This window comes from Bradyrhizobium sp. CCGB01, assembly GCF_024199795.1.
Lineage (GTDB): Bacteria > Pseudomonadota > Alphaproteobacteria > Rhizobiales > Xanthobacteraceae > Bradyrhizobium.
Window position 1 is genome coordinate 6,226,047 of record NZ_JANADK010000001.1, and the last position, 21,979, is coordinate 6,248,025.

A 21,979-nucleotide genomic window follows, 5' to 3' on the forward strand; every position below is an offset into this window, starting at 1 on the left:
CGTCAATTCTCGCTCGTTGCTTCCTTCAGCACCTTCTGCAGGGTATCGCCCTGCATCCGGGTGATGTCGTCCTGGTACTTGAGCAGCGCGCCCAGCGTGTCGCCGACCACTTGCGGGGTCAGCGAGCGGGCATCGAGCTCCGACAGCGCGGTGGCCCAGTCGATGGTTTCGGCGACGCCCGGCGACTTGTAGAAGTCCTGGTTACGCAGCGCCTGGACGAAGCGCACGACCTGCTGCGACAGCTTTGCCGAGATGCCGGGCACGCGCGTCTTGACGATCGCGAGCTCACGCTCGGCGGCGGGATAGTCGACCCAGTGATAGAGACAGCGCCGCTTCAACGCGTCGTGGATCTCACGGGTGCGGTTGGAGGTGATGATCACGATCGGCGGGTGTGGGGCCTTCACGGTGCCGAATTCGGGGATGGTCACCTGGAAGTCGCTGAGGATTTCGAGCAAGTACGCCTCGAACGCCTCGTCGGCGCGGTCGAGCTCGTCGATCAGCAGCACCGGCGGGCCGGCAACGTCGGGCTCCAGCGCCTGGAGCAGCGGCCGCTTGATCATGTAGCGATCGGCGAAGATGTCGCTCGAAAGCTGCTCGCGGTCGGTGTCTCCGGCGGCTTCCGCCATCCGGATCGCGATCATCTGCGCGGCGCTGTTCCACTCGTAGACCGCGGAGGACACGTCGAGGCCTTCGTAGCACTGGAGCCGGATCAGCTTCCGCCCGAGAGCTGCCGACAGCACTTTTGCGATCTCGGTCTTGCCGACGCCGGCCTCGCCTTCCAGGAACAGCGGACGCCCCATGCGCAGCGACAGATAGGTCACCGTCGCCAACGACCGCTCGGCGAGGTAGCCGCGCGACGTCAGGAGTTCGAGCATCGCATCGACCGATGCCGGCAATACAACTGAAGTATTGGCACCGGACGTATTGGCCGCTGAGGTCATGAAAAAGCCAGTCTCGCTACGCCCTCACCGGGGACAAGTATGGCCGAGGCGTGAGGTTCACTCACTCCTTGGCATTGGCGGCATCGAGGGCGCGCCGCGTCAGCACCCCGATGAGATGCGCGCGGTATTCGGCGCTGCCGTGGATGTCGCTGTTGAGGCCGTCCGCCGGCACCTCGATGCCATCAAGCGCCTTCGCGGCGAAGCGCTTCTTCAGGGCTTCCTCGAACGCGGTGACGCGGAACACGCCTTCCGAGCCGGCGCCGGTGACGGCGACCCGCACGTCGGACGGACGCCGCGCCACGAACACGCCGACCAGCGCGTAGCGCGAGGCCTGGTTGCGGAACTTGATGTAGGCCGCCTTCTTCGGCAGCGGGAACATCACCTTGGTGATGATCTCGTCGGCTTCGAGCGCCGTCGTGAACAGGCCCTGGAAATACTCTTCCGCCTTGAGACGGCGCTTGTTGGTGACGATGGTGGCCCCCAGCGCGAGCACCGCGGCCGGATAGTCCGCGGTCGGATCGTTGTTGGCGAGCGAGCCGCCGATCGTGCCCTTGTGGCGCACGGCGGGATCGCCGATCTGGCCGGCAAGGCTCGCCAGCGCCGGGATGGCTTCACCGACGATCGCGGAGCTTGCGACCTCGGCGTGCCTGGCGGTGGCGCCGATCACGAGCGCGCGACCCTTCATCTCGATCGTGTCGAGCCCCTCGATATGGGAGAGGTCGACCAGATGCGGCGGGCTGGCGAGGCGCTGCTTCATGACGGGAATCAGCGTGTGGCCGCCGGCGATCACCTTGGCGTCTTCGTTCTTCACCAGGAGATTGGCGGCCTGGCGAACGGTCCCAGGGCGATGATATTTGAATTCGTACATCTGAATGTCCTGATCGCAGAATGCGCGCGCGGTTACGCGAGATCGGATTTCGCCATCGCCTTGGCGCCGGCGGAGATCGACGCGACGATGTTCTGGTAGCCGGTGCAACGGCAGAGATTGCCTTCCAGCTCCTCGCGGATGGTGTGATCGTCGAGCTCGTTGCCCTTGCGATGGACGATGTCGATCGCGGTCATGATCATGCCGGGCGTGCAGAAGCCGCACTGCAAGCCGTGGTGCTCGCGGAAGGCCTCCTGCATCGGGTGCAGCGGCGCGCCGTCGGCGGCCAGTCCCTCGATCGTCTTGACCTCGTGGCCGTCGGCCATCACGGCCAGCGTGGTGCAGGACTTCACGGCCTTGCCGTCGAGATGCACGACACAGGCGCCGCACTGCGAGGTGTCGCAGCCGACATGGGTGCCGGTCAGGCGCAGATTCTCGCGCAGGAACTGCACCAGCAGGGTGCGGGGATCGACATTGGCCGTAACAGGATTGCCGTTCACGATGAGGGAGATTTTTGCCATAAGCACTCTCTGTCAGCGCCCCGACGGGTCCCGTCGAAGCGGTTCTTATAATTATTCCAACCCATCATATGGGCCATTATGCCCCGGGGCAACATCGCCCGGGGCGCAAGCGGCCATGCCAAAAGGCGCAGTGCTGAAGCCGGGGTTCAGCCCTGTACCGCCTTGGCGAAGTTCGCGAAAAATTCGTCGGCCAGTTTCTTGGCGGTGCCGTTGATCAGGCGCTGGCCGAGCTGCGCCAACTTGCCGCCGATCTGCGCCTCGACGTCGTAGGAGAGCAGCGTGCCGCCGTCCTTCTCCGCCAGCTTGACCACGGCGCCGCCCTTGGCAAAGCCGGCCACCCCGCCCTCGCCTTCACCGGAGATCTTGTAGCCGTTCGGCGGGTCCAGATCGGAGAGCGTGACCTTGCCCTTGAAGCGCGCCGACACCGGCCCGACCTTCATTTTCGCCGTCGCGCGAAAGCCGCCGTCGTCGGTTTTCTCCAGCTCCTCGCAGCCGGGGATGCAAGCCTTCAGCACCTCGGGATTATTGAGCTTCTCCCACACGGCCTCGCGCGGCGCCGCAAGCTGGACTTCGCCGTTCATTGTCATGGCCATGGGGTGCCTCCCGGGATGCGTCACTATAATGCTGATCAAGTAACGCACGGAGGCCGCAAAGGAAAGGGCGGCCCAGGGTCACGTGCAATGCATATTCGCAACTGCAAAAAGCTTGCGCTGATGGTTTGGGATTGGCACAGGCGGGGCATGGTGGTTAGGTCCCGCACGATATGAGCACATCCCTCTCCCCCCTGCTCGCGCCGATGCTGTCGAGCGCAGCCATGCGCGCGGTCTGCGACGACCGGTCTACCCTCCAGAACATGCTCGATTTCGAGGCAGCTTTGGCACGGGCCGAGGTCGCCACCGGCGTGATTCCCGCATCCGCGGCGGGCCCTATCGAGGCCGCCTGCAAGGCGGATACCTTCGACATGGCCGCGCTGGCCGAGGCCGCGACGCGATCCGGCAATCTTGCGATTCCGCTGGTCAAGGCGCTGACCGCCAGTGTCGGCAAGGCTGACGCCGAGGCCGCGCGCTACGTGCATTGGGGCGCGACCAGCCAGGATGTCATCGACACCGCGACCATGCTCACATTGCGCGCCGGCATCGAGGTGCTGGACACCGACCTCAGCCGCGCCATCAGGGGCTTTGCGGCGCTGGCGCGCAACCATCGCAACACCGCGATGGTGGCACGGACCTGGCTCCAGCACGCGCTGCCGATGCCGTTCGGGTTGAAGGCCGCCGAATACGCATCAAGCCTCGCCCGCGCCCGCTGCCGCCTGCGGCGGCTCTCCCGCGAGGGTCTTGCGCTGCAATTCGGCGGCGCCGCCGGCACGCTCGCCGCGCTCGGCGACAAGGGCCTCGCGGTGGCAGAGCGGCTGGCGCAGGAGCTCAACCTGCCGCTGCCGGAAGCGCCCTGGCACACCCATCGCGACCGGATCGCGGAAGCCGCATCATGCTTTGCGATTCTCGCAGGAAGCTGCGGCAAGATCGCGCGCGACGTCTCGCTGATGATGCAGACCGATGTCGGCGAAGCCTTCGAGCCCGCCGGCGAAGGCCGCGGCGGCTCCTCGACCATGCCGCACAAGCGCAACCCGGTAGCAGCCGCAAGCGCGCTGGGCGCCGCGACCATGGCGCCGCAACTCGCTGCGACGCTGTTCGCGGCTCAGGTGCAAGACCATGAGCGCAGCGCCGGCCCCTGGCATGCGGAATGGCCGACGCTGCCGCAATTGATGCTGGTCGCCTCCGGCGCCCTCGCCGCCATCGTCGACATCGCGGAGGGCCTTGACGTCGATGCCGCGCGCATGCGCAGCAATCTCGATGCGACCCACGGCCTGATCATGGCGGAAGCGGTCACCTTTGCGCTGGCCGACAAGATCGGCAAGAGCGATGCGCATCATCTCGTCGAAGCCGCGAGCAAGCGCGCGGTCGCCGAGAAGAAGCATCTGCGCGAGGTGCTCTCGGCCGATTCGCAAGTCACCGCGCATCTGACGCCGGAAAAAATTGCGGCATTGTTCGAGCCGATGGCCTATCAAGGGGCATCGCAAGCTTTGATCGACCGGCTGCTCGACAGCCTCGATCGCGAATAGATACGGAGACGCCGCATGCCCATGATCGATGCCGACGGTTGCCTGATCAACGTCTCCGTCGAGGGCCGCGATGGCGGGCCGACGCTGATGCTGTCGAACTCGCTCGGCTGCACGCTGCAGATGTGGGAGCCACAGATGAAGGCGCTGACGCAGGTGTTCCGCGTCATCCGCTACGACCGCCGCGGCCACGGCAAGTCGAACGTGCCGCCCGCCCCCTATACGATGGAGCGCTTCGGCCGCGACGTGCTGGCGATCCTCGACGACCTCAACATCGAGAAGGTGCACTGGTGCGGCCTGTCGATGGGCGGCATGGTCGGGCAATGGCTGGGCGCCAATGCGCCTGAAAGATTCGGCAAGCTCATCCTCGCCAACACCTCCTGCTATTATGCCGAGCCGACCAAATGGCTGGAACGCATCGACGCCGTGAAGAAGGGCGGCATCGCGGCGGTTGCCGACGCCGTCGTCGCGGGCTGGCTGACGCAGGATTTCCGCGAGCGCGAGCCTGATATCACCGCCAGGATGAAGTCGATGCTGCTCGCCACCCCTGTCGAGGGGTATCTCGCCTGCTGCGAGGCGCTGTCGACGCTCGACCAGCGCGAGATGCTCGCCAAGATCAAGAGTCCGACGCTGGTGATCGCCGGCCGCCACGACATGGCGACGCCGATCTCGGCGGGTGAGCTGATCCGCTCGAACATTCCCGGCGCCAGCATGACCATCATCGACGCCGCCCATATTTCCAACGTGGAGCAGCCGCACGCGTTCACCGACGCGGTGGTGGGCTTTTTGACGCAACGCTGACCACACAACGTCGTCATTGCGAGCGCAGCGAAGCAATCCAGAAATCCCTCCGCGGTGACAGACTGGATTGCTTCGTCGCTACGCTCCTCGCAATGACGAAGGAGGAAACAACATGGACGACCAGAAGCGCCGCGATGCCGGCATGAACGTGCGCCGGAAAGTCCTGGGCAATGCCTGGGTCGACAAGTCGATCGCGGGTCGCAACGCGTTCAACACCGATTTCCAGGACATGATCACGCGCTATGCCTGGGGTGAGATCTGGACACGGCCGCATTTCGACGAGCGCACGCGGCGCGTGCTCGTGATCGGCACCATGGTCGCGCTGGGGCAGTGGGACGAATTCCGCCTGCACGTGCGCGCGGCGCTCGCCGAGGGTGGCTTCACGCCCGACGACATCAAGGAAATCCTGCTGCAGCAGGCGATCTACTGCGGCGTGCCGGCGGTGAATCACGCCGTCAAGGAAGCCTCAGCGATTGTGCAGGAGCTCGGCCTGCTCAAGACCTAGCGGCGCTGCGGTCTCGACGGTCTCCTGAACGATCTTGGGCGCCGGGTCCGGCCGTTCGATCACCACGACGATGGCGGCACCGAGCAAGAGCAACAGCTCGGTGGCGTGCAGGCGGAGTGCGGCCAGCTCGCCGACCTTCGAGGCCATCACCATGCTCGTGAACGAGATCAGGCTACCGATTGCCAGCGCAATGCCGAGCGCCTCGTCGCTGCCGCCGTTCTTGCGGACACGAGGGATGCACAGCAGCACCAGATAGATGGCGAAGAACGCAACGACCGTCAGCCGGCCCAGCGCCAGCAGCCAGGCGGCACGCACCGTGTCCATCCCCGCCATCTGGAGATGGTCGCTGAGGAACAGCGCCACCGCGACACTCGGCCGCTCATAGAGGCCGTGCACCGGCGCCACCATGATGTTGAAGGCCACAAGCGTCCAGGCCGGAATGAAATAGGCCGCCAGCAGGGCGCCGTTGACCGAACCGATCCGCCAATTCCTGAACATACCGCTTCCCGCTTCGCCAGCTTACGCGCCTTCAATGGGAAGGCTTTGCGGGGAGCTAACTCGCATCAGACTATGGCGGCAATTTAAACCCTTTGTTTACCTTAACCGGCCCGCCGGGCGGGCGTGTCCCAAGAAAAGGCCCCGCCTTTCGGCGGGGCCCCGTCCTCCTGTGCTCCCAAACTAATTGTCCTGACCGTGCTGGCCGCCCTGCTGCTGGCCGGGCTTTTCGCCCTGGCGCTGCGGATCCTGCTGCTGCTGTCCGGGTTTCTGGCCGCCGCCCTGCTGCTGCCCGGGGCGCTGCTGGCCGGGGTTCTGAGACTGCTGGCCCGGATTCTGGTTCTGCTGCTTCGTCATGGGGGAAACTCCCTTGTTAGACGCCAGAGGGGAAACAACGGCCGCCATCCATTTTGGTTCTGTGCGGAACCCGGTTCCTCGCAGCTGCGGAACCCCGGAGATGACATTCGTAATGAAATGACCTCTGTACAAGCCCTTATGTCGATGCCCGGCCAGTTGCAGCCGCCAGTTCCCTCCTGTTACAAAACGGGAAGAATGCTTAGGGGCTGCCGGGGCCCGAGAAGAAACTCAAGCACACTCTCTCGAATAGCTCCCTTTGAGCCGCGTCAGGTTTGGTAACGGCAGCCCATGGATTATTTCGCCCAGCAGCTCATCAACGGTCTCGTTCTGGGCTCGATCTACGGCCTGATCGCCATCGGTTATACGATGGTCTACGGCATCGTCGGCATGATCAATTTCGCCCATGGCGATGTCTTCATGATCGGCGGCTTCATCGCCCTGATCACCTTCCTGATCCTGGTCTCGCTCGGCCTGACTGCGATCCCGGTGATCCTGCTTGTGGTGCTGCTGGTCGCGATGGCGATCACTGCGCTCTATGGCTGGACCATCGAGCGCATCGCCTACCGGCCGCTGCGCCATTCCTTCCGTCTCGCCCCGATGCTGTCTGCGATCGGCATGTCATTCGTGCTGACGAATTACTCGCAGGTGGCGCAGGGCGCGCGCGTCAAGCCGATCCCGCCCTTCATCACCGGCGGCTACACCCTGCATGAGAGCACGGACGGCTTCGTCATCCAGCTCTCCAACATCCAGATCATGGTGGTCGTCACCACCATCGTGCTGCTGGCGCTCTTCACCTGGCTGGTGTCGCGCACCCGGCTCGGGCGCGACATGCGCGCCTGCGAGCAGGACCAGACCATGGCGGCGCTGCTCGGCGTCAACGTCGACCGCACCATCTCCATGACCTTCGTGATCGGCGCCGCGCTCGCCGCGGTCGCGGGCCTGATGTACCTGCTCTATTACGGCCTGGTGGATTTCTTCATGGGCTTCGTCGCCGGCATCAAGGCGTTCACGGCGGCCGTGCTCGGCGGCATCGGCTCGCTGCCCGGCGCCATGCTGGGCGGTCTCGCGATCGGCCTGATCGAGACGTTCTGGTCGGCCTATTTCTCGGTCGAGTACAAGGACGTCGCGGCGTTCTCGATCCTGATCGTCGTGCTGATCTTCATGCCGACCGGCCTGCTCGGCCGTCCCGAAGTCGAAAAAGTCTGACGGTCACGCGTGACAGCTCCCTCGACCAACACGGCCAAACCTGCAACGGGCATCCCCGCTCTCCTGAAGACGGCCTTCATCAACGCCCTGATCGCGCTGGTGCTGTTCTCGCTGATGGTCGGCATCCGCACCGAAGCGGGTTCCGACGGCCAGCTCACCTATTGGACGCGCTTCGGCGAGGTCGCCTCCCTCGTGGCCGCCGTGTTCGGCGGCTCGATCGTGATCGAGCTGCTCAGGCAATGGATCGGCCCGACCGGCGCAGAGAAGCTGGTGCCGCCGGCGGTGCAGAGCGGAATATCGTTCGTCGGCCGCTACCTCGCACCCGCGCTCCTGATCTTCACGCTGCTGGTGCCGGTCATCTTCTATGACCAGCGCTACATCCTGGATCTCGCGATCCTCGTGCTCACCTACGTGATGCTGGGCTGGGGCCTCAACGTCGTGGTCGGGCTCGCCGGCCTGCTCGACCTCGGCTACGTCGCCTTTTATGCGGTGGGTGCTTATTCCTACGCGCTGCTTGCGACCAATTTCGGCTGGTCGTTCTGGGTCTGCCTGCCGCTTGCCGGCATCCTCGCCGCGTTCTGGGGCGTGCTGCTCGGCTTCCCCGTGCTGCGCTTGCGCGGCGACTATCTCGCCATCGTGACGCTCGCCTTCGGCGAGATCATCCGCCTCGTCATCATCAACTGGCAGGAACTCACCGGCGGGCCCAACGGGGTTTCCAGCATTCCGCGCCCCTCCTTCTTCGGCATCCCGCTCGACAACAGCGACAACGGGCTCGCGGCAAAACTCGGCATCGAATATTCGCCGACCCACCGCATCGTCTTCCTGTTCTACCTGATCCTGGCGCTCGCGCTGCTCACCAACTGGGTGACGATCCGGCTGCGTCGCCTGCCGATCGGCCGCGCATGGGAAGCCCTGCGCGAGGACGAGGTCGCCTGCCGCGCGCTCGGCATCAACACCACGACCACCAAGCTCACGGCGTTCGCGACCGGCGCCATGTTCGGCGGCTTCGCCGGCGCGTTCTTCGCAACGCGCCAGGGCTTCATCAGCCCGGAATCCTTCACCTTCCAGGAATCGGCGCTGGTGCTAGCAATCGTCGTGCTCGGCGGCATGGGCTCGCAGCTCGGCGTCGCGCTCGCCGCGCTGGCCATGATCGGCGGCTTCGAGCTGTTCCGCAGCCTCGAGACCTACCGCATGCTGGTGTTCGGCATGGCCATGGTGCTGATCATGATCTGGCGGCCGCGCGGCCTGATCGGCCATCGCGCACCGACCGTGTATCTGACCAAGGCGCAGGCGATCTCCTCCGACCTCGTCAAGGAAGGGCACGGATGAGCGGCGACAAGACCAGCGACAAGATTCTTGGCGTCGACCGGCTGACCATGCGCTTCGGCGGCATCGTCGCCGTGCAGGACCTGTCGTTTGCGGCCGAGCGGAAGAAGATCACCGCGCTGATCGGACCGAACGGCGCCGGCAAGACCACCGTGTTCAATTGCATCACCGGCTTCTACAAGCCGAGCGGCGGCGCCATTCGCCTCACCCATGACGACGGCAAGGTGGTCGCGCTGGAGCGGCTCAACGATTTCCGCATCGCCAAGCAGGCCAGGGTGGCGCGCACCTTCCAGAACATCCGCCTGTTTCCCGGCATGACCGCGCTGGAAAACCTGATGGTGGCGCAGCACAACGCGTTGATGCGCGCCTCCGGCTTCACCTTCCTGGGCCTCGTCGGCGCCCCGGTTTACCGGGAGGCCGAAAAGCGCGCGATCGATCTCGCCACCGACTGGCTCAGGCGGGTCCATCTGCTCGATCGGGCCGACGACGCGGCCGGCAATCTCGCCTATGGCGACCAGCGCCGGCTCGAGATCGCGCGCGCGATGTGCACCGAGCCCGCGCTGCTGTGCCTGGACGAGCCCGCCGCAGGTCTCAACGCGCGCGAGAGCGCCGCCTTGAGCGAGCTCCTGCTCTCGATCCGCAACGAGCTCGGCACCTCGATCCTGCTGATCGAGCACGATATGTCGGTGGTGATGGAGATCTCCGACCAGATCGTGGTGATGGACCATGGCGTCAAGATCGCGGAAGGCTCGCCGCGCGAGATCCGCGACGATCCCAAGGTGATCGCGGCCTATCTCGGCACCGACGAGGAAGAGGCCGTGGCAGTGATGGAGAGCGGGTCGTGACGTCGCCAGCTCCCCTGCTCGCGATCCGCGGGCTGCGCGCCGCCTATGGCAAGATCGAGGCGCTGAAAGGCGTCGACGTCGAGATCAATGCCGGTGAGATCGTCGCCCTGATCGGCGCCAACGGCGCCGGCAAGTCGACGCTGATGATGACGATCTTCGGCAAGCCGCGCGCCCGCTCCGGCCAGATCCTGTACGAAGGCCGCGACATCACCGACGTTCCGACCCATGAGATCGCGCATCTGCGAATCGCGCAATCGCCGGAAGGCCGCCGCATCTTCCCGCGCATGAGCGTGGCGGAAAACCTCCAGATGGGGGCGGACGCCACCGAATGCACGGACGCGGAACGCGAGGCCACGCTGCAACGCGTGTTCACGCTGTTTCCGCGCCTGAAGGAGCGCTACGCCCAGCGCGGCGGAACGCTGTCCGGCGGCGAGCAGCAGATGCTGGCAATCGGCCGCGCCCTGATGAGCCGTCCCCGCCTGCTTCTGCTCGACGAGCCCTCTCTCGGCCTGGCGCCTTTGATCGCCCGCCAGATCTTCGATGCGATCCGCACCCTCAACCGGCAGGACGGCCTGACCGTGCTGATCGTCGAGCAGAACGCCAACCATGCGCTGAAGCTCGCCCATCGCGGCTACGTCATGGTCAACGGCCTGATCACGCTGGCCGGGACCGGCGCCGAGTTGTTGCAGCGCCCCGAGATTCGCGCCGCCTACCTGGAAGGCGGCCGGCACGGCTGAGGCTGCCCAGAGCGGCACCCGGTGCGGAGCACGTGCGGCCGAATGTGGCGAGATATCTCCGCCAGTGCCCGTATTTTGCCGGTGACTTCTCCCAGGATTCATTCAAGAATGGCGCCGGTTTGAACCGGGGCGAACCCGGCAACTTCCACAGGCGACCACCCGCGAGGTATCTCATGAAATCACTGAAGCTCATCGGTCTGGCATTCGGCGCGTCGCTCGCGCTGTCGAGCGCGGCGTTCGCGCAGGATGTCACCGTCGCAGTCGCAGGCCCGATGACCGGCGGCGAGTCCGCCTTCGGCCGCCAGATGAAGAACGGCGCCGAGATGGCCGTGGCTGACATCAACGCCGCCGGCGGCGTCAACGGCAAGAAGCTCGCGCTCACCGTCGAGGACGACGCCTGCGACCCGAAACAGGCACGCTCGATCGCCGAGAAGATCGCCGGCGCGAAAATCCCGTTCGTCGCCGGGCACTATTGCTCGTCGTCGTCGATCCCCGCCTCCGAAGCGTATGCCGACGGCAACGTACTCCAGATCACGCCGGCCTCCACCAACCCGAAGTTCACCGATAGCGGGCTGTGGAACGTGGCGCGCGTCTGCGGCCGCGACGACCAGCAGGGCCTGGTTGCCGCGCAGTACATCGCCAAGAACTACAAGGGCAAGAACATCGCCATCCTCAACGACAAGACCACCTACGGCAAGGGTCTCGCCGATGAGACCAAGAAGGCGCTCAACAAGGCCGGCATCACCGAGAAGATGTACGAGTCCTACAACAAGGGCGACAAGGACTTCAACGCGATCGTCTCGCGCCTGAAGCGCGACAACATCGACCTCGTCTATGTCGGCGGCTACCATCAGGAGAGCGGCCTGATCCTGCGCCAGATGCGTGACCAGGGCCTCAAGACGATCCTGATGGCCGGCGATGCGCTCGCCGACAAGGAGTACGCCTCCATCACCGGCCCGGCCGGCGAAGGCACGCTGTTCACCTTCGGCCCCGATCCGCGCAACAAGCCGACCGCGAAGAAGATCGTCGACGCCTTCAAGGCCAAGAACATCGACCCCGAGGGCTATACGCTCTACACCTACGCGGCGATGCAGGTCTGGTCGCAGGCGGCGAAGAAGGCCAACACCACTGACGCCAAGAAGGTCATGGCGGCGATCAAGGCCGGCAAGTGGGACACCGTGATCGGCCCGATCGAGTATGACGCCAAGGGCGACATCAAGCAGCTCGACTATGTCGTCTACAAGTGGGACGCCAAGGGCGGCTACGCCGAGATCAAGGGCAACGGCACCTGAGACAGGATGCCTGACCTTTTCGATCCCAACGCCCCGGTTCGCCGGGGCGTTTTCTTTTGCCGTACGGTCAGACCGCTGCAGAGAGCTCGCCGCCCGCCGCAGCCTGGGCCTTCCGGAGTGCTTGCAGGAGATCGTTCGGCCGAAACGGCTTTTGCAAACATACCACGTCGGCAAGACCAGGCGCCTCGCCCATGAAATCCAGCGCGGTCATTCCGGAGACCGCGACGATCGGAAACCCGGGAACTCGCTCACGGATGGCCACCATGACGTCGACGCCGCTGGTATCGGCCAGGAAAATGTCGACAATCGCAGCATCGAAGGCGTCCTCGCTGAAGGCCTTCAGGCCCGCTGCGCCGCTATCGGCCTCGACCACGTCGAACCGGTTGACCCGAAGCACGATCGCGACCATGGCGCGGACGTCCTTCTGGTCGTCGACAATGAGGACACGGGGCATAGGGAACAACTCCCGGATTCATATCATTATTTGGTTCAATTCACCGCAAAGGGACGGCAAGGCAGTATGAGTCGATCCTAGTAAAGCACCTCTTACCAGTTACCCGTTCCGAGTCCCCCTCCAAGTTAAGTAAGCTGTAACCCTCGGTTGAGTCGCACCCGCTTTCTGTCAGGATGCGCGCCCGGAGCGCGCTACCATGAAGGTAACGGCTTCCCGGCCGGAAGGGATTGACGTAGGAGGTCATCATGCCGGCTTACGAGAGATCGACGTGCTAGCGCCCAACGACCGAAGCACATTCCTGTCGACCTTGCCGGCTACGCGGAGCGATCGCACCGCGGCATTGGCAATCGTCGGCGTCAGCGCGATCCTGTTCGCGCTGGCGGTACCCTTTGCAGGAATGCCGCTCGTACAGGTGCCGGCCTTCGTGGCGAGCTACCAGTCGGCGCTCGCGGTCAGCGACATCATCACCGCCGTTCTGCTGCTGTCGCAGTTCGCCGTACTGCGCAGCCGCGGGCTGCTGCTGCTGGCGACCGGCTATCTGTTCACCGCGGCCGCCGCGGTGACCCATGCCCTCACCTTCCCCGGACTGTTCGCCCCGGCCGGATTGTTCGGTGCAGGCCCGCAGACCACCGTCTGGCTCTACATGATCTGGCACGGCGGTTTCCCGCTGTTCGTGCTGTCCTATGCCTGGCTGAAGGACGGCAATGGCGGCGGCAGAATTGAAGGCTCGACAGCTTCCGCGATAGCACTCTCCGTCGCCGGCGTGATCGTCGCGATGACCGTCTTCGCCTGGCTGGTGACTGCGCAGCACGGCCTGCTGCCGGTGCTGCTCAAGGACGGCCACTACACCACCACCATGATCGGCGTGGTGTCGTTCGTGTGGTCCCTGAGCTTCGCCGCGCTGGTCACGCTGTGGTTTCGCAAGCCGCACACGGTGATCGACGTCTGGCTGATGGTCACGATGTGCGCCTGGCTGTTCGACATTGCGCTGTCGGCGATCGTCAACGTCGCCCGTTTCGACCTCGGGTTCTATGCCGGCCGGCTCTACGGCCTCGGCGCGTCGAGCTTCGTGCTCGCGGTGCTGCTCATCGAGAACGTGCGCCTTCAGGCCAATACGGCAGGCATGGTCGGTGCGCTACAGCGGCAGTCGAGCTCGGAGCGGAACTATTATGCCGAGCGCGAGCGGCTGTTCAGCGCCGTCGTCGAATCCTCCAACGACGCCATCATCACCAAGTCGCTCGATGGCACCATCACGTCCTGGAACAACGCGGCCGAGCGCGTCTTCGGCTACTCCGCCAACGAGGCGATCGGCCGCCAGGTCGACATCATCATGCCCGAGGGGCAGCGCGAGGAAGTCGCCGAAATGCTGGCCCGCACCCGCAACGGCGAGGTCATCGACCAGCACGAGACCGTGCGGCTGCACAAGAGCGGCCAGCCGATCGACGTCTTGCTGAGCCAAGTCCCGCTGCGATCGACCGACGGCAAGATCATCGGCGCCTCCAAGGTCGCCCGCGACATCACCGAGCGGAAGCGGGCGGAATCCGCCCTCAACCGCGAGATCGAGGAGCGCCAGCGCATCTTCGAGACCTCGCAGGACCTGATCCTCGTCACGGACGGTTACGGCAATTTCATCCAGATCAGCCCCAGCGTGAAGGACATCCTCGGGTTCAAGCCGGAGGACATGATCGGGCACAGCGCCATCGAGTTCATTCACCCCGATGACCTCGACAAGACGCGGGGCGAGATGCGCGCGGCGCGGCGTGGCGCGGTCAAGCGCAGCTTCGAGGCGCGCTACTACCATTACGACGGTCACGAGGTGACGCTGAACTGGATGGGCACCTGGTCGGAGCCGGTGAAGCGCCATTTCTTCATCGGCCGCGACCTCACCGAGAAGCAAGCCGCAGAAGCCCAGCTCAGGCAGGTCCAGAAGATGGACTCCATCGGCCAGCTGACCGGCGGCGTCGCCCACGATTTCAACAACGTGCTGACCGTCATCACCGGCACGATCGGCATCCTCGCTGATGCGGTGGCCGACCGTCCCGAGCTCGCCGCCATCACCAAGCTGATCGACGACGCCGCCGAGCGCGGCGCGCAACTGACAAAGCACCTGCTCGCCTTTGCCCGCAAGCAGCCGCTCCAGCCGCGCGAGATCGACGTCAATGCGCTGGCGCTCGAGGCCGCCAAGCTGCTGCACCCGACCCTCGGCGAGCAGATCACCATCATGCCGCAGCTCACCGAGGATGCCTGGCCGGCGCTGGTCGACCCGGGCCAGCTCTCCACCGCGATCCTCAATCTCGCGCTCAACGCGCGCGACGCCATGCCGGACGGCGGCACCCTGGTGCTGGAGACCCGCAACATCTTCCTCGACGACGGCTATGCCAGCATGAATCCCGACGTCGTCGCCGGCAGCTATGTGATGATCGCGGTCAGCGACACTGGCACCGGCATTCCGCCGGACCTGGTCGAGCGGGTGTTTGACCCGTTCTTCACCACCAAGGAGGTCGGCAAGGGCACCGGCCTCGGGCTCAGCATGGTGTTCGGCTTCGTCAAGCAGTCCGGCGGCCACATCAAGATCTACAGCGAGGAAGGTCACGGCACGAGCGTGAAGATCTACCTGCCGCGCTCGAGCGGCGCGCAGGAGGCCGAGTTCGAGGCGCTCCAGAACGTGCCCATCACCGGCGGCGACGAGAAAATCCTGATCGTCGAGGACGACGCGCTGGTGCGGCAATACGTCGTGACCCAGATCAAGAGCCTCGGTTATGCCGCGCTCGAGGCCGCCAACGCGGCCGAAGCCCTCACCATCATCGATGCCGACAAGGGGATCGACCTGCTCTTCACCGACATCATCATGCCGGGCCACATGAACGGCCGCCAGCTCGCGGACGAGGCGGCGCGACGGCGTCCCGACCTGAAGACGCTGTTCACATCGGGCTACACCGAGAACGCCATCGTCCATCACGGCCGGCTCGATTCCGGCGTGCTGCTGCTGGCCAAGCCCTACCGCAAATCCGAGCTTGCCAAGATGCTCAGGACCGCGCTGGCGAGTTGAGCCTGCTGCAGCAGTGCGCTATCGCTGATGCCTGAAGCGCATGGAGTGCCGGCCTTGAAAAATCTGCTCACCGATATCGCCGGCGTCCGCGTCGGCCATGCCGAAGATGCCAAAGTTGCCTCCGGCGCGACTGCGATCATCTTCGATGCCCCCGCGGTCGCGGCGATCGACGTTCGCGGCGGCGGGCCCGGCACGCGCGAGGACGCGCTGCTCGATCTCGCCAACACCGTCGAGCGCGTCGACGCGATCGCGCTGTCGGGCGGCTCCGCCTTTGGCCTCGATACCGGCGGCGGCGTGCAGGCCTGGCTCGCCGAGCAGGGCCGCGGCCACCGGGTTCGCGAAGCGCTGATCCCGATCGTGCCGGGCGCAATCCTGTTCGATCTCCTCAACGGCGGTGACAAGGCCTGGGGACGCTTCTCGCCCTATCGTGACCTCGGCTACGCAGCGGCGGCCGCCGCCGGCGCCGACTTCGCGCTCGGCAGCGCCGGCGCCGGCCTCGGTGCCACCACTGCGACGTTCAAGGGCGGGCTCGGCTCGGCCTCGGCGGTGACACCTGATGGCGTCAAGGTCGCAGCGATCGTCGCCGTCAACGCGGTGGGCACCGTCACGGTCGGTAACGGGCCGTGGTTCTGGGCGGCGCCGTTCGAGGTAGCAGGCGAATTCGGCGGACGCGGCCTGCCCGACAAGTTCACCGACGACATGCTCCGCATGCGCATCAAGGGCGGTCCCGCTGCGAGCGCGCGCGAAAATACCACCATCGGCGCCGTCGTCACCGACGCGGTGCTGACCAAGCCCCAGGCCAAGCGGCTTGCGATGATCGCGCACACCGGCTTTGCCCGCGCCATCTACCCGGTGCATGCCCCGACCGACGGCGACGTGCTGTTCGCGGCCGCGACCGGCGAGAAGCCGATCGAGCCGTTGGTCGGCCTCACCGAGCTCGGCACGGTCGCCGCCAACGTGGTCGCGCGCGCGGTCGCACGCGGCATCTACAGCGCGACAGCCCTGCCGTTCCCCGGCGCGCTGCCGGCGTGGAAGGACCGGTTTGGCGGGTAAGGGGCATTCGCCTCCTGCCACGCAACGCGCGTCATGGCCCGGCGAAGACCGGGCGATCCAGTATTCCAGAGACGGGCGTGATGGAACCGAGAGGGCGCGGCGTACTGGATGCCCCGGTCAAGCCGGGGCATGACAGCTTGATGTGCGGAGAGAGGGCTTCTCGCTCAAACGCTCATCGACATGGACGAGCCGGCTGCCGTTGAGGCGCCCTGCCCCTGCCCGCCTTGCTGCTGCATGAACTGCGCGAACAGATCGTAGGCCGAATTACGGGAAGAAGCGCCGGGGACCGTCGTCGACATCTTGAAGCCGTCGGCATAGGTGACGGTGGTGGTGGTCGAGCCGTCGGCCGCGGTCGTCGTGGTCGAGGTCGATCCGCCGCCGGACTTCGACGAGGAATCCGATCCATCGCCGGAGTCGCCCGCGCCTTGCGCGTGGTGACCGTGATGGCCGCTCTTCAGCGCCTTCGACATCTCGTCCAGGCTCACGCTGCCGTCCGAATTCGAATCCATCTTCGAGAAGACGTCGTCGGCCTGCGCGAGGTTGGTGCCGCCGGCGCCGAGCGCGTTCTCGAATTCGGACTTGGTGATGCTGCCGTCGCCGTCCGCGTCGATCTGCGAGAACAGGTCCTTGAGCGCCGCGTCACGGCTCGTCGACGTCGATGAGGTCGAGCTCGTCGAGGTCGTTGCACTGCTCGTGCTGTCCGTCGACTGGCTTTGCGCCGCGAACAGCGCGTTCATCGTCTCCGGCGAGATCTGCGGATATTTGCCTGCATTGACCGACGAGGTCGCGCCGCTGGTCGTGCTGCTGCCGCTGTCGATCGCGAACGGATTGGTCGCGCCTTGCGAAGATCCCGTCTTCTGGGTCGACGAGGACGACTTCGAGTTCGTCAGCGACTGGATCGCGTCGAGCGCACTCGATACGGCGCCAAGGGCAAACAACATTGCACAACTCCAACCGATGCGGCACGCCGCGACCAATGTTCTGGAGGTGAAGTCAGCAAGCGTCGTGCCAGCGTAAAAAGCTCAATGAAATCCGACTTCGCCGCGCTTGCCGCGGCGAGGGAACACCGGCAATTCATGCCGGTCGCGGCAGAAATTTCCGCCCACAGGAAGCACGCCACCCCTGCATTGCCCGGCGTGGAGGCCCATGTTAGGCGAGGTCCATCCTTCACGGCCGCCACGGGAAACCGCGCCATGACCCAAGCCTTCGCCCCCCGCCCCCTGGCAATCGCGCCCTCGATCCTGGCCTCGGACTTCTCAAAGCTCGGCGAGGAGGTGCGCGCGGTGGACGCCGCCGGCGCCGACTGGATCCATCTCGACGTGATGGACGGGCACTTCGTGCCCAACATCTCCTACGGCCCCGACGTCATCAAGGCGATGCGCCCGCACACCAAGAAGATTTTCGACGCGCATCTGATGATCTCGCCCTGCGACCCCTATCTCGAGGCCTTCGCCAAGGCCGGCTGCGACCACATCACCGTGCATGCGGAGGCGGGTCCCCATCTGCACCGCTCGCTGCAGGCGATCCGCGCGCTCGGCAAGAAGGCCGGCGTCTCGCTCAACCCGGGCACGCCGATCAGCGTGCTCGAATACGTTATCGACCTCGTCGACCTCGTGCTGGTGATGTCGGTCAATCCCGGCTTCGGCGGCCAGGCCTTCATCCCCTCCGCGATCTCCAAGATCCGCGACATCCGCGCGATGACGGCGGGCAGGCCGATCGACATCGAGGTCGATGGCGGCGTCGGCCCCGACGTCGCAGGCCCCCTCGCCGCAGCCGGCGCCAACGCCTTCGTCGCCGGCACCTCCGTGTTCAAGGGCGGCACGCAGGACGCCTACAAGACCAACATCGCCGCGATCCGCAACGCGGCGCTAGGGGCGCGCGGCGAGGCCATCTGACGGCCATTCGCGGTCCGAACCGGCCTTGTGGCCGCTGCGACCAATGGCAATGGATGAAATCCGCGCCACTCCGTTTTCCGCAGGCTTGCGGCGCCTGCTCGCCGAGGCCTTGCAGGACGGCGAGCACGTGGTCTGGCAGGGCCGGCCCGACGGCGTCGCCCGGATGATGATGTGGCGATTTCTGTGGTGGATCGGATTCCCCTGGCTGTTGCTGACCGTCGTCGCCGTCAGGAACGATTGGATCGACCAGGCGGCCCATCCTCTCGCGATGCTCGGAGTTGCGATGGTTGCAGCTCCGCTGGTGCTGCTGCTGCAAGACCTGCAGACGCTCTATCTGATCACCGATCGCCGCGCGCTGATCCTGCGAACGGCCTGGGGCAGACGGACGGTGAGCCAGACGCCGTTCGAGGCCATGGACGCAGTCCTTGAAATCCTCGACATCGGCCGTGGCGCCGGCCACCTCAACTTCGCGTCGGGGCGATCGACCCGTTCGCCCGATACCGACTACACCGGCCGCTACGGGTTTCGCTGTGTTCGAGACACTCCGCGCGTCCGGGATATTCTCGAAGGCGCGCGCACGGGAAAGATGCAGCACACGCGAAAAACTGCGGCTCTTACGGTCGCAGCAGCGCGCAATTGCTAAGATTGCAACCTCAGTCCGTACTCCTCCGGACTTCCCTGATTCGCGCAAATCACTGCTAGTGATTCTTGCCTGTTTCGCGGGAGCACATCATGACGACGACCCTGGTTTGGACTGGCGTGGCGTTGTGGCTTGGTTTTTGTGCGTTTGTTGTGTTTGGCCCGTCGGCCGGACCGGTGCAGGTCCCGGCACGTTCGGCCCGCATCGTCCGTCGCAACCCGCACCGGGCGTGAGCCCGTGCGGATCGCGCTCGTGAAACGTCAGCCGAAGCGCAGGTGCCGCATCCCGCGGCGCCCGCATCCTGACCTCGACTATTTCTTCGGCCAGCTCGAACGCACCGAAGGCGAGATGCGCGACGACACCGGGCCCGAGACGGCGGACCCGGACTACCCGTTCCGGTCACCGCACCGGTATTGAAATTCTTGATCGGACTCTTGCCTGATGAAACCGCACTGCCCGAACTGCCTGAAGGAAATGACCAAGGCATCCGCGTCGCGTAACCTCTTCAACTGCGAGCCCTGCCGCGAGATCATCCAGTATTTCGGCGGCAGCGCGGATCACGGCGAGCCCGGCCCGCAATTCTGCTGGCCGATCCGCCGCAAGCGTTCGGTCCACGCCGCCCACGCGGCCTGATCTCTTCCAAGATCCAGGGGCGCGGCCCTATCCGGCCGCCTCATCCGCATCCCCAGCCATCCGCGGCGGCCGCACCACGGTGACGGTGCAGGCGGCTTCCGAGGCCACCTTCGCCGAGACGCTGCCCAGCAGCGTGCGGCGGAACGAGCTCTGCCGCGCGCCGATGATGACGTGGTCGACCTGGTTGACCTCGGCGAACTCCAGGAGCGCCGCGGCGGGGTCGACGGCTTCCAGCACGTGGACCGACAACCGGCTCTCATCCAGCTTGAGCGGCGTCGCCCAATGCCGGAGCGCGACCAGACGGTCGATATGCTTGTTGGAGCCCTGCTCGTCGAGCGTCCGGTCGATCGCGATGCGGTTGAGCTTGAGCACGTTGACGCAGGCGAGCCGCGCCGAGGGCAGCGTCGCGAGAATGCGCTCGGTCGTCACGCGCAGCGCCTCGTTCAGCTCGCCCGCGCCTTCCACCGTGTCGAGCGCCACCGCGAGGATCGGGCTGGAGGCGATTTGCGCGGCGACGTCCGATTTCGCGCGCGGCGCCATCACACCCTGGTTGAAGCGCCGCCGCCAAGCGACGCTGAGGGGATCGCGCTTCAACCGTTCCGAACGCGCGGTGAGCTTGACCTGATCCGGATGGGCCAGATCGAAGGCAAGCTGGGAGGCGGTCGGATAGCGCCACACCGGCTCGATCTCGAGACACCGCAGCACGATCTCCTGGAGCCAGGGCGGATAGTCCGCGCGCAGGCCGCGCGGCGGATGCGGATCGCGCCAGAGCCGGCGCCGCATCGCGCGCAGCGTCTCGCCCTCGCCGAACGGCCGCTCGCCGGTGGTGAAGAAATAGAGCAGCACGCCGAGCGAAAACAGATCGCTGCGCGGATCGTCGCGCACCCCCAGTAATCGCTCGGGAGCCATGTAGGGCGCAGTGCCGTAAGGCAGGCGGAATTCCTCCTGCAGCAGATCAGGCAGGTGGTCGTGATGCGACAGGCCGTAGTCGATCAGCACCGCCTCGCCGGAGTCGCGGAACATGATGCTGCTCGGCTTGATGTCATGATGAATCACGTTCTGCCGGTGCAGATCGGCGAGCGCGGTCGCGACCTTGGCGACGAGCTGCCGCGCCTCGTCATAAGGCAGCGGCAGGTCCGGCAGCCGCTTGTAGAGCGTGGTCCCGACGATGCGCTCGATCACGACATAGGCCTGGTGGGCGAAATCGCCGGTGCCGAAACAGGACGGAACGTGCGGTCCCGCGAGCCGCGGCAGGATCATCATCTCCATCTCGAAGGAGACGATCGCGGCGGGATCCTCGCCCTCCGACACCCGCGGAATCTTCATCAGCAGCGGCACGTCGATGCCGGGATGGGTGACGGTCCACAGCGTCGCCATGCCGCCGGCATGGACGCATTCGCCGATAGTGTAGCCGTCGATCTCGGCGCCCGATTTGACCAGGGATTGCGGCATCGGCCTCTAGCGCCCCTGCGACAGCCGGTCGGCCAGCCAATGCGGCAAGCCGTTCTCGCGGATGCGGCTCGCAGCGGTCTGGATGTCATAGGGCGCGCGGCAATAGGTGATCTGACACGACACGGTGTCGAACAGCACGAAGGCCGCGGATGGATCGCCATCGCGAGGCTGGCCGACCGAGCCCAGCACGGCCAGCCATTGCCGCCCGCGCAGCAGCGGCACGGAGACGTCGGTCTTGGGCACGAGGCCCGTCATCTTCGCCGTCACCGACATCGAATAAAGCGCCGGACGGTGGATGTGGCCGCAGAAGGTGACATGGGCGGGCGTCGATATCAGGCTCTTGGCGGCATCCGCCGTCGAACGGACATAGTGCCAGCGCTGCGGGCTGGAGGCTTCCGAATGCACGAACAGGAGATCGGCGTCCTCCACCAGCATCGGCAGTTCGGCGAGGAACCGCCGCTGCGCGACGTCGAGTCGCCCGCGCGTCCATTCGATCGCGATCTGCGCCTCCGCATTCATGGCCTCGGTCGTGGTGTTGACCGCCTCGTCATGATTGCCGCGGACGGCGACGGCGCCCTCCCCGACCAGCTCCATCGCGGTATCCACGACCCATTCCGGGTCGGCGCCATAGCCGACGAAGTCGCCGAGCAGGACGAACCGCTCCGCGCCCTTCGCGCGGGCCACCTTCAGACAGGCCTCGAACGCCTGCCGGTTGCCGTGGATATCCGAGAAGACAGCGAGAAGCACGCACCCTCCACCCTCAAACCTTATCGGGAGCCGATAAGGCCAAATTGAG

Annotated in this window: 25 protein-coding genes; 15 read left to right on the plus strand and 10 right to left on the minus strand. The window is 65.6% G+C overall.

Annotated features, from left to right (window positions below):
• Positions 1-2 precede the first annotated feature (2 nt).
• From NLM25_RS29090 to NLM25_RS29105, 4 genes are all read right to left on the minus strand, one after another.
• Positions 3-941: a MoxR family ATPase gene (locus NLM25_RS29090; protein WP_254120976.1), complete on the minus strand. Its 939-nt coding sequence runs from the start codon at positions 939-941 to the stop codon at positions 3-5.
• A 61-nt stretch (positions 942-1,002) separates the two neighbouring features.
• Complete coding sequence (locus NLM25_RS29095) at positions 1,003-1,809, minus strand: xanthine dehydrogenase family protein subunit M (RefSeq protein ID WP_254120978.1); 807 nt, start codon at positions 1,807-1,809, stop codon at positions 1,003-1,005.
• Between the two features lie 32 nt (positions 1,810-1,841).
• Positions 1,842-2,327 (minus strand): (2Fe-2S)-binding protein, encoded by a 486-nt coding sequence (locus tag NLM25_RS29100; RefSeq protein WP_008137528.1) that lies wholly within the window; start codon positions 2,325-2,327, stop codon positions 1,842-1,844.
• A 146-nt stretch (positions 2,328-2,473) separates the two neighbouring features.
• On the minus strand, positions 2,474-2,920 hold the full coding sequence (locus tag NLM25_RS29105) for a carbon monoxide dehydrogenase subunit G (RefSeq protein ID WP_254120980.1): 447 nt from the start codon (positions 2,918-2,920) through the stop codon (positions 2,474-2,476).
• Positions 2,921-3,090: 170 nt separating this feature from the next.
• On the opposite strand from NLM25_RS29105, the gene NLM25_RS29110 reads away from it, so the two are divergent.
• The 3 genes from NLM25_RS29110 to NLM25_RS29120 all read left to right on the plus strand — a co-directional run bounded on the left by NLM25_RS29110 (position 3,091) and on the right by NLM25_RS29120 (position 5,749).
• On the plus strand, positions 3,091-4,446 hold the full coding sequence (locus NLM25_RS29110) for a 3-carboxy-cis,cis-muconate cycloisomerase (protein ID WP_254139278.1): 1,356 nt from the start codon (positions 3,091-3,093) through the stop codon (positions 4,444-4,446).
• A 15-nt stretch (positions 4,447-4,461) separates the two neighbouring features.
• Positions 4,462-5,244, plus strand: a complete 783-nt coding sequence (gene pcaD / locus NLM25_RS29115) for a 3-oxoadipate enol-lactonase (protein WP_254139279.1) — start codon at positions 4,462-4,464, stop codon at positions 5,242-5,244.
• Positions 5,245-5,356: 112 nt separating this feature from the next.
• Entirely contained in the window at positions 5,357-5,749 is a 393-nt protein-coding gene (locus tag NLM25_RS29120; RefSeq protein ID WP_254120989.1) for a carboxymuconolactone decarboxylase family protein, read from the plus strand.
• Here the strand turns inward: NLM25_RS29120 and NLM25_RS29125 are convergent.
• Together NLM25_RS29125 and NLM25_RS29130 are read right to left on the minus strand one after the other, a co-directional pair.
• On the minus strand, positions 5,711-6,247 hold the full coding sequence (locus NLM25_RS29125; protein WP_254139280.1) for a hypothetical protein: 537 nt from the start codon (positions 6,245-6,247) through the stop codon (positions 5,711-5,713). The two genes, NLM25_RS29120 and NLM25_RS29125, sit on opposite strands and share 39 nt — an antisense overlap.
• A 180-nt stretch (positions 6,248-6,427) precedes the next feature.
• Positions 6,428-6,601, minus strand: a complete 174-nt coding sequence (locus NLM25_RS29130) for a hypothetical protein (protein WP_254139281.1) — start codon at positions 6,599-6,601, stop codon at positions 6,428-6,430.
• Between the two features lie 288 nt (positions 6,602-6,889).
• Here NLM25_RS29130 and NLM25_RS29135 point away from each other — a divergent pair, with 288 nt between their 5' ends.
• The 5 genes from NLM25_RS29135 (at position 6,890) to NLM25_RS29155 (ending at position 12,007) form a co-directional block, all read left to right on the plus strand.
• A complete protein-coding gene (locus NLM25_RS29135; RefSeq protein ID WP_254120994.1) occupies positions 6,890-7,807 on the plus strand; it encodes a branched-chain amino acid ABC transporter permease LivH in 918 nt (305 codons plus the stop codon).
• Between the two features lie 9 nt (positions 7,808-7,816).
• Complete coding sequence (gene livM, locus NLM25_RS29140; protein WP_254120996.1) at positions 7,817-9,136, plus strand: high-affinity branched-chain amino acid ABC transporter permease LivM; 1,320 nt, start codon at positions 7,817-7,819, stop codon at positions 9,134-9,136.
• Entirely contained in the window at positions 9,133-9,978 is an 846-nt protein-coding gene (locus NLM25_RS29145; protein WP_254120998.1) for an ABC transporter ATP-binding protein, read from the plus strand. Before livM ends, NLM25_RS29145 begins: the two co-directional genes overlap by 4 nt.
• Positions 9,975-10,715: an ABC transporter ATP-binding protein gene (locus tag NLM25_RS29150; protein WP_254139282.1), complete on the plus strand. Its 741-nt coding sequence runs from the start codon at positions 9,975-9,977 to the stop codon at positions 10,713-10,715. The genes NLM25_RS29145 and NLM25_RS29150 overlap by 4 nt, the downstream gene beginning before the upstream one ends.
• A 173-nt stretch (positions 10,716-10,888) precedes the next feature.
• On the plus strand, positions 10,889-12,007 hold the full coding sequence (locus NLM25_RS29155; RefSeq protein WP_254121002.1) for a branched-chain amino acid ABC transporter substrate-binding protein: 1,119 nt from the start codon (positions 10,889-10,891) through the stop codon (positions 12,005-12,007).
• Positions 12,008-12,074: 67 nt separating this feature from the next.
• On the opposite strand, the gene NLM25_RS29160 is transcribed toward NLM25_RS29155, so the two are convergent.
• Positions 12,075-12,461 carry a response regulator gene (locus NLM25_RS29160; RefSeq protein WP_254121004.1) on the minus strand — a complete coding sequence of 129 codons (387 nt, stop codon included), beginning with the start codon at positions 12,459-12,461 and terminating at the stop codon, positions 12,075-12,077.
• A 196-nt stretch (positions 12,462-12,657) separates the two neighbouring features.
• Here NLM25_RS29160 and NLM25_RS29165 point away from each other — a divergent pair, with 196 nt between their 5' ends.
• On the plus strand, positions 12,658-15,510 hold the full coding sequence (locus tag NLM25_RS29165; protein WP_254139283.1) for a PAS domain S-box protein: 2,853 nt from the start codon (positions 12,658-12,660) through the stop codon (positions 15,508-15,510).
• 54 nt (positions 15,511-15,564) lie between these two features.
• Positions 15,565-16,563, plus strand: a complete 999-nt coding sequence (locus NLM25_RS29170; protein ID WP_254139284.1) for a P1 family peptidase — start codon at positions 15,565-15,567, stop codon at positions 16,561-16,563.
• A 164-nt stretch (positions 16,564-16,727) separates the two neighbouring features.
• Here NLM25_RS29170 and NLM25_RS29175 read toward each other — a convergent pair whose 3' ends face one another.
• A complete protein-coding gene (locus NLM25_RS29175) occupies positions 16,728-17,504 on the minus strand; it encodes an EF-hand domain-containing protein (RefSeq protein WP_254139285.1) in 777 nt (258 codons plus the stop codon).
• A 252-nt stretch (positions 17,505-17,756) separates the two neighbouring features.
• Between NLM25_RS29175 and rpe the strand changes: the two genes are divergently transcribed.
• The 5 genes from rpe to NLM25_RS29200 all read left to right on the plus strand — a co-directional run bounded on the left by rpe (position 17,757) and on the right by NLM25_RS29200 (position 19,731).
• Entirely contained in the window at positions 17,757-18,458 is a 702-nt protein-coding gene (rpe, locus tag NLM25_RS29180) for a ribulose-phosphate 3-epimerase (protein ID WP_254139286.1), read from the plus strand.
• 49 nt (positions 18,459-18,507) lie between these two features.
• The gene (locus NLM25_RS29185; RefSeq protein WP_254139287.1) at positions 18,508-19,101 is read left to right on the plus strand and encodes a hypothetical protein; all 594 of its coding nucleotides are present in this window, start codon (positions 18,508-18,510) and stop codon (positions 19,099-19,101) included.
• An 89-nt stretch (positions 19,102-19,190) separates the two neighbouring features.
• Positions 19,191-19,331, plus strand: a complete 141-nt coding sequence (locus NLM25_RS29190; protein ID WP_254121016.1) for a hypothetical protein — start codon at positions 19,191-19,193, stop codon at positions 19,329-19,331.
• 19 nt (positions 19,332-19,350) lie between these two features.
• Positions 19,351-19,515, plus strand: a complete 165-nt coding sequence (locus NLM25_RS29195) for a hypothetical protein (RefSeq protein WP_254139288.1) — start codon at positions 19,351-19,353, stop codon at positions 19,513-19,515.
• A gap of 24 nt (positions 19,516-19,539) precedes the next feature.
• Positions 19,540-19,731 (plus strand): hypothetical protein, encoded by a 192-nt coding sequence (locus NLM25_RS29200; RefSeq protein ID WP_212487404.1) that lies wholly within the window; start codon positions 19,540-19,542, stop codon positions 19,729-19,731.
• Between the two features lie 27 nt (positions 19,732-19,758).
• On the opposite strand, the gene NLM25_RS29205 is transcribed toward NLM25_RS29200, so the two are convergent.
• Positions 19,759-21,183 (minus strand): bifunctional serine/threonine-protein kinase/universal stress protein, encoded by a 1,425-nt coding sequence (locus NLM25_RS29205; RefSeq protein ID WP_254139289.1) that lies wholly within the window; start codon positions 21,181-21,183, stop codon positions 19,759-19,761.
• A gap of 6 nt (positions 21,184-21,189) precedes the next feature.
• On the minus strand, positions 21,190-21,930 hold the full coding sequence (locus tag NLM25_RS29210) for a metallophosphoesterase (RefSeq protein WP_254139290.1): 741 nt from the start codon (positions 21,928-21,930) through the stop codon (positions 21,190-21,192).
• Between the last annotated feature and the right edge of the window lie 49 nt (positions 21,931-21,979).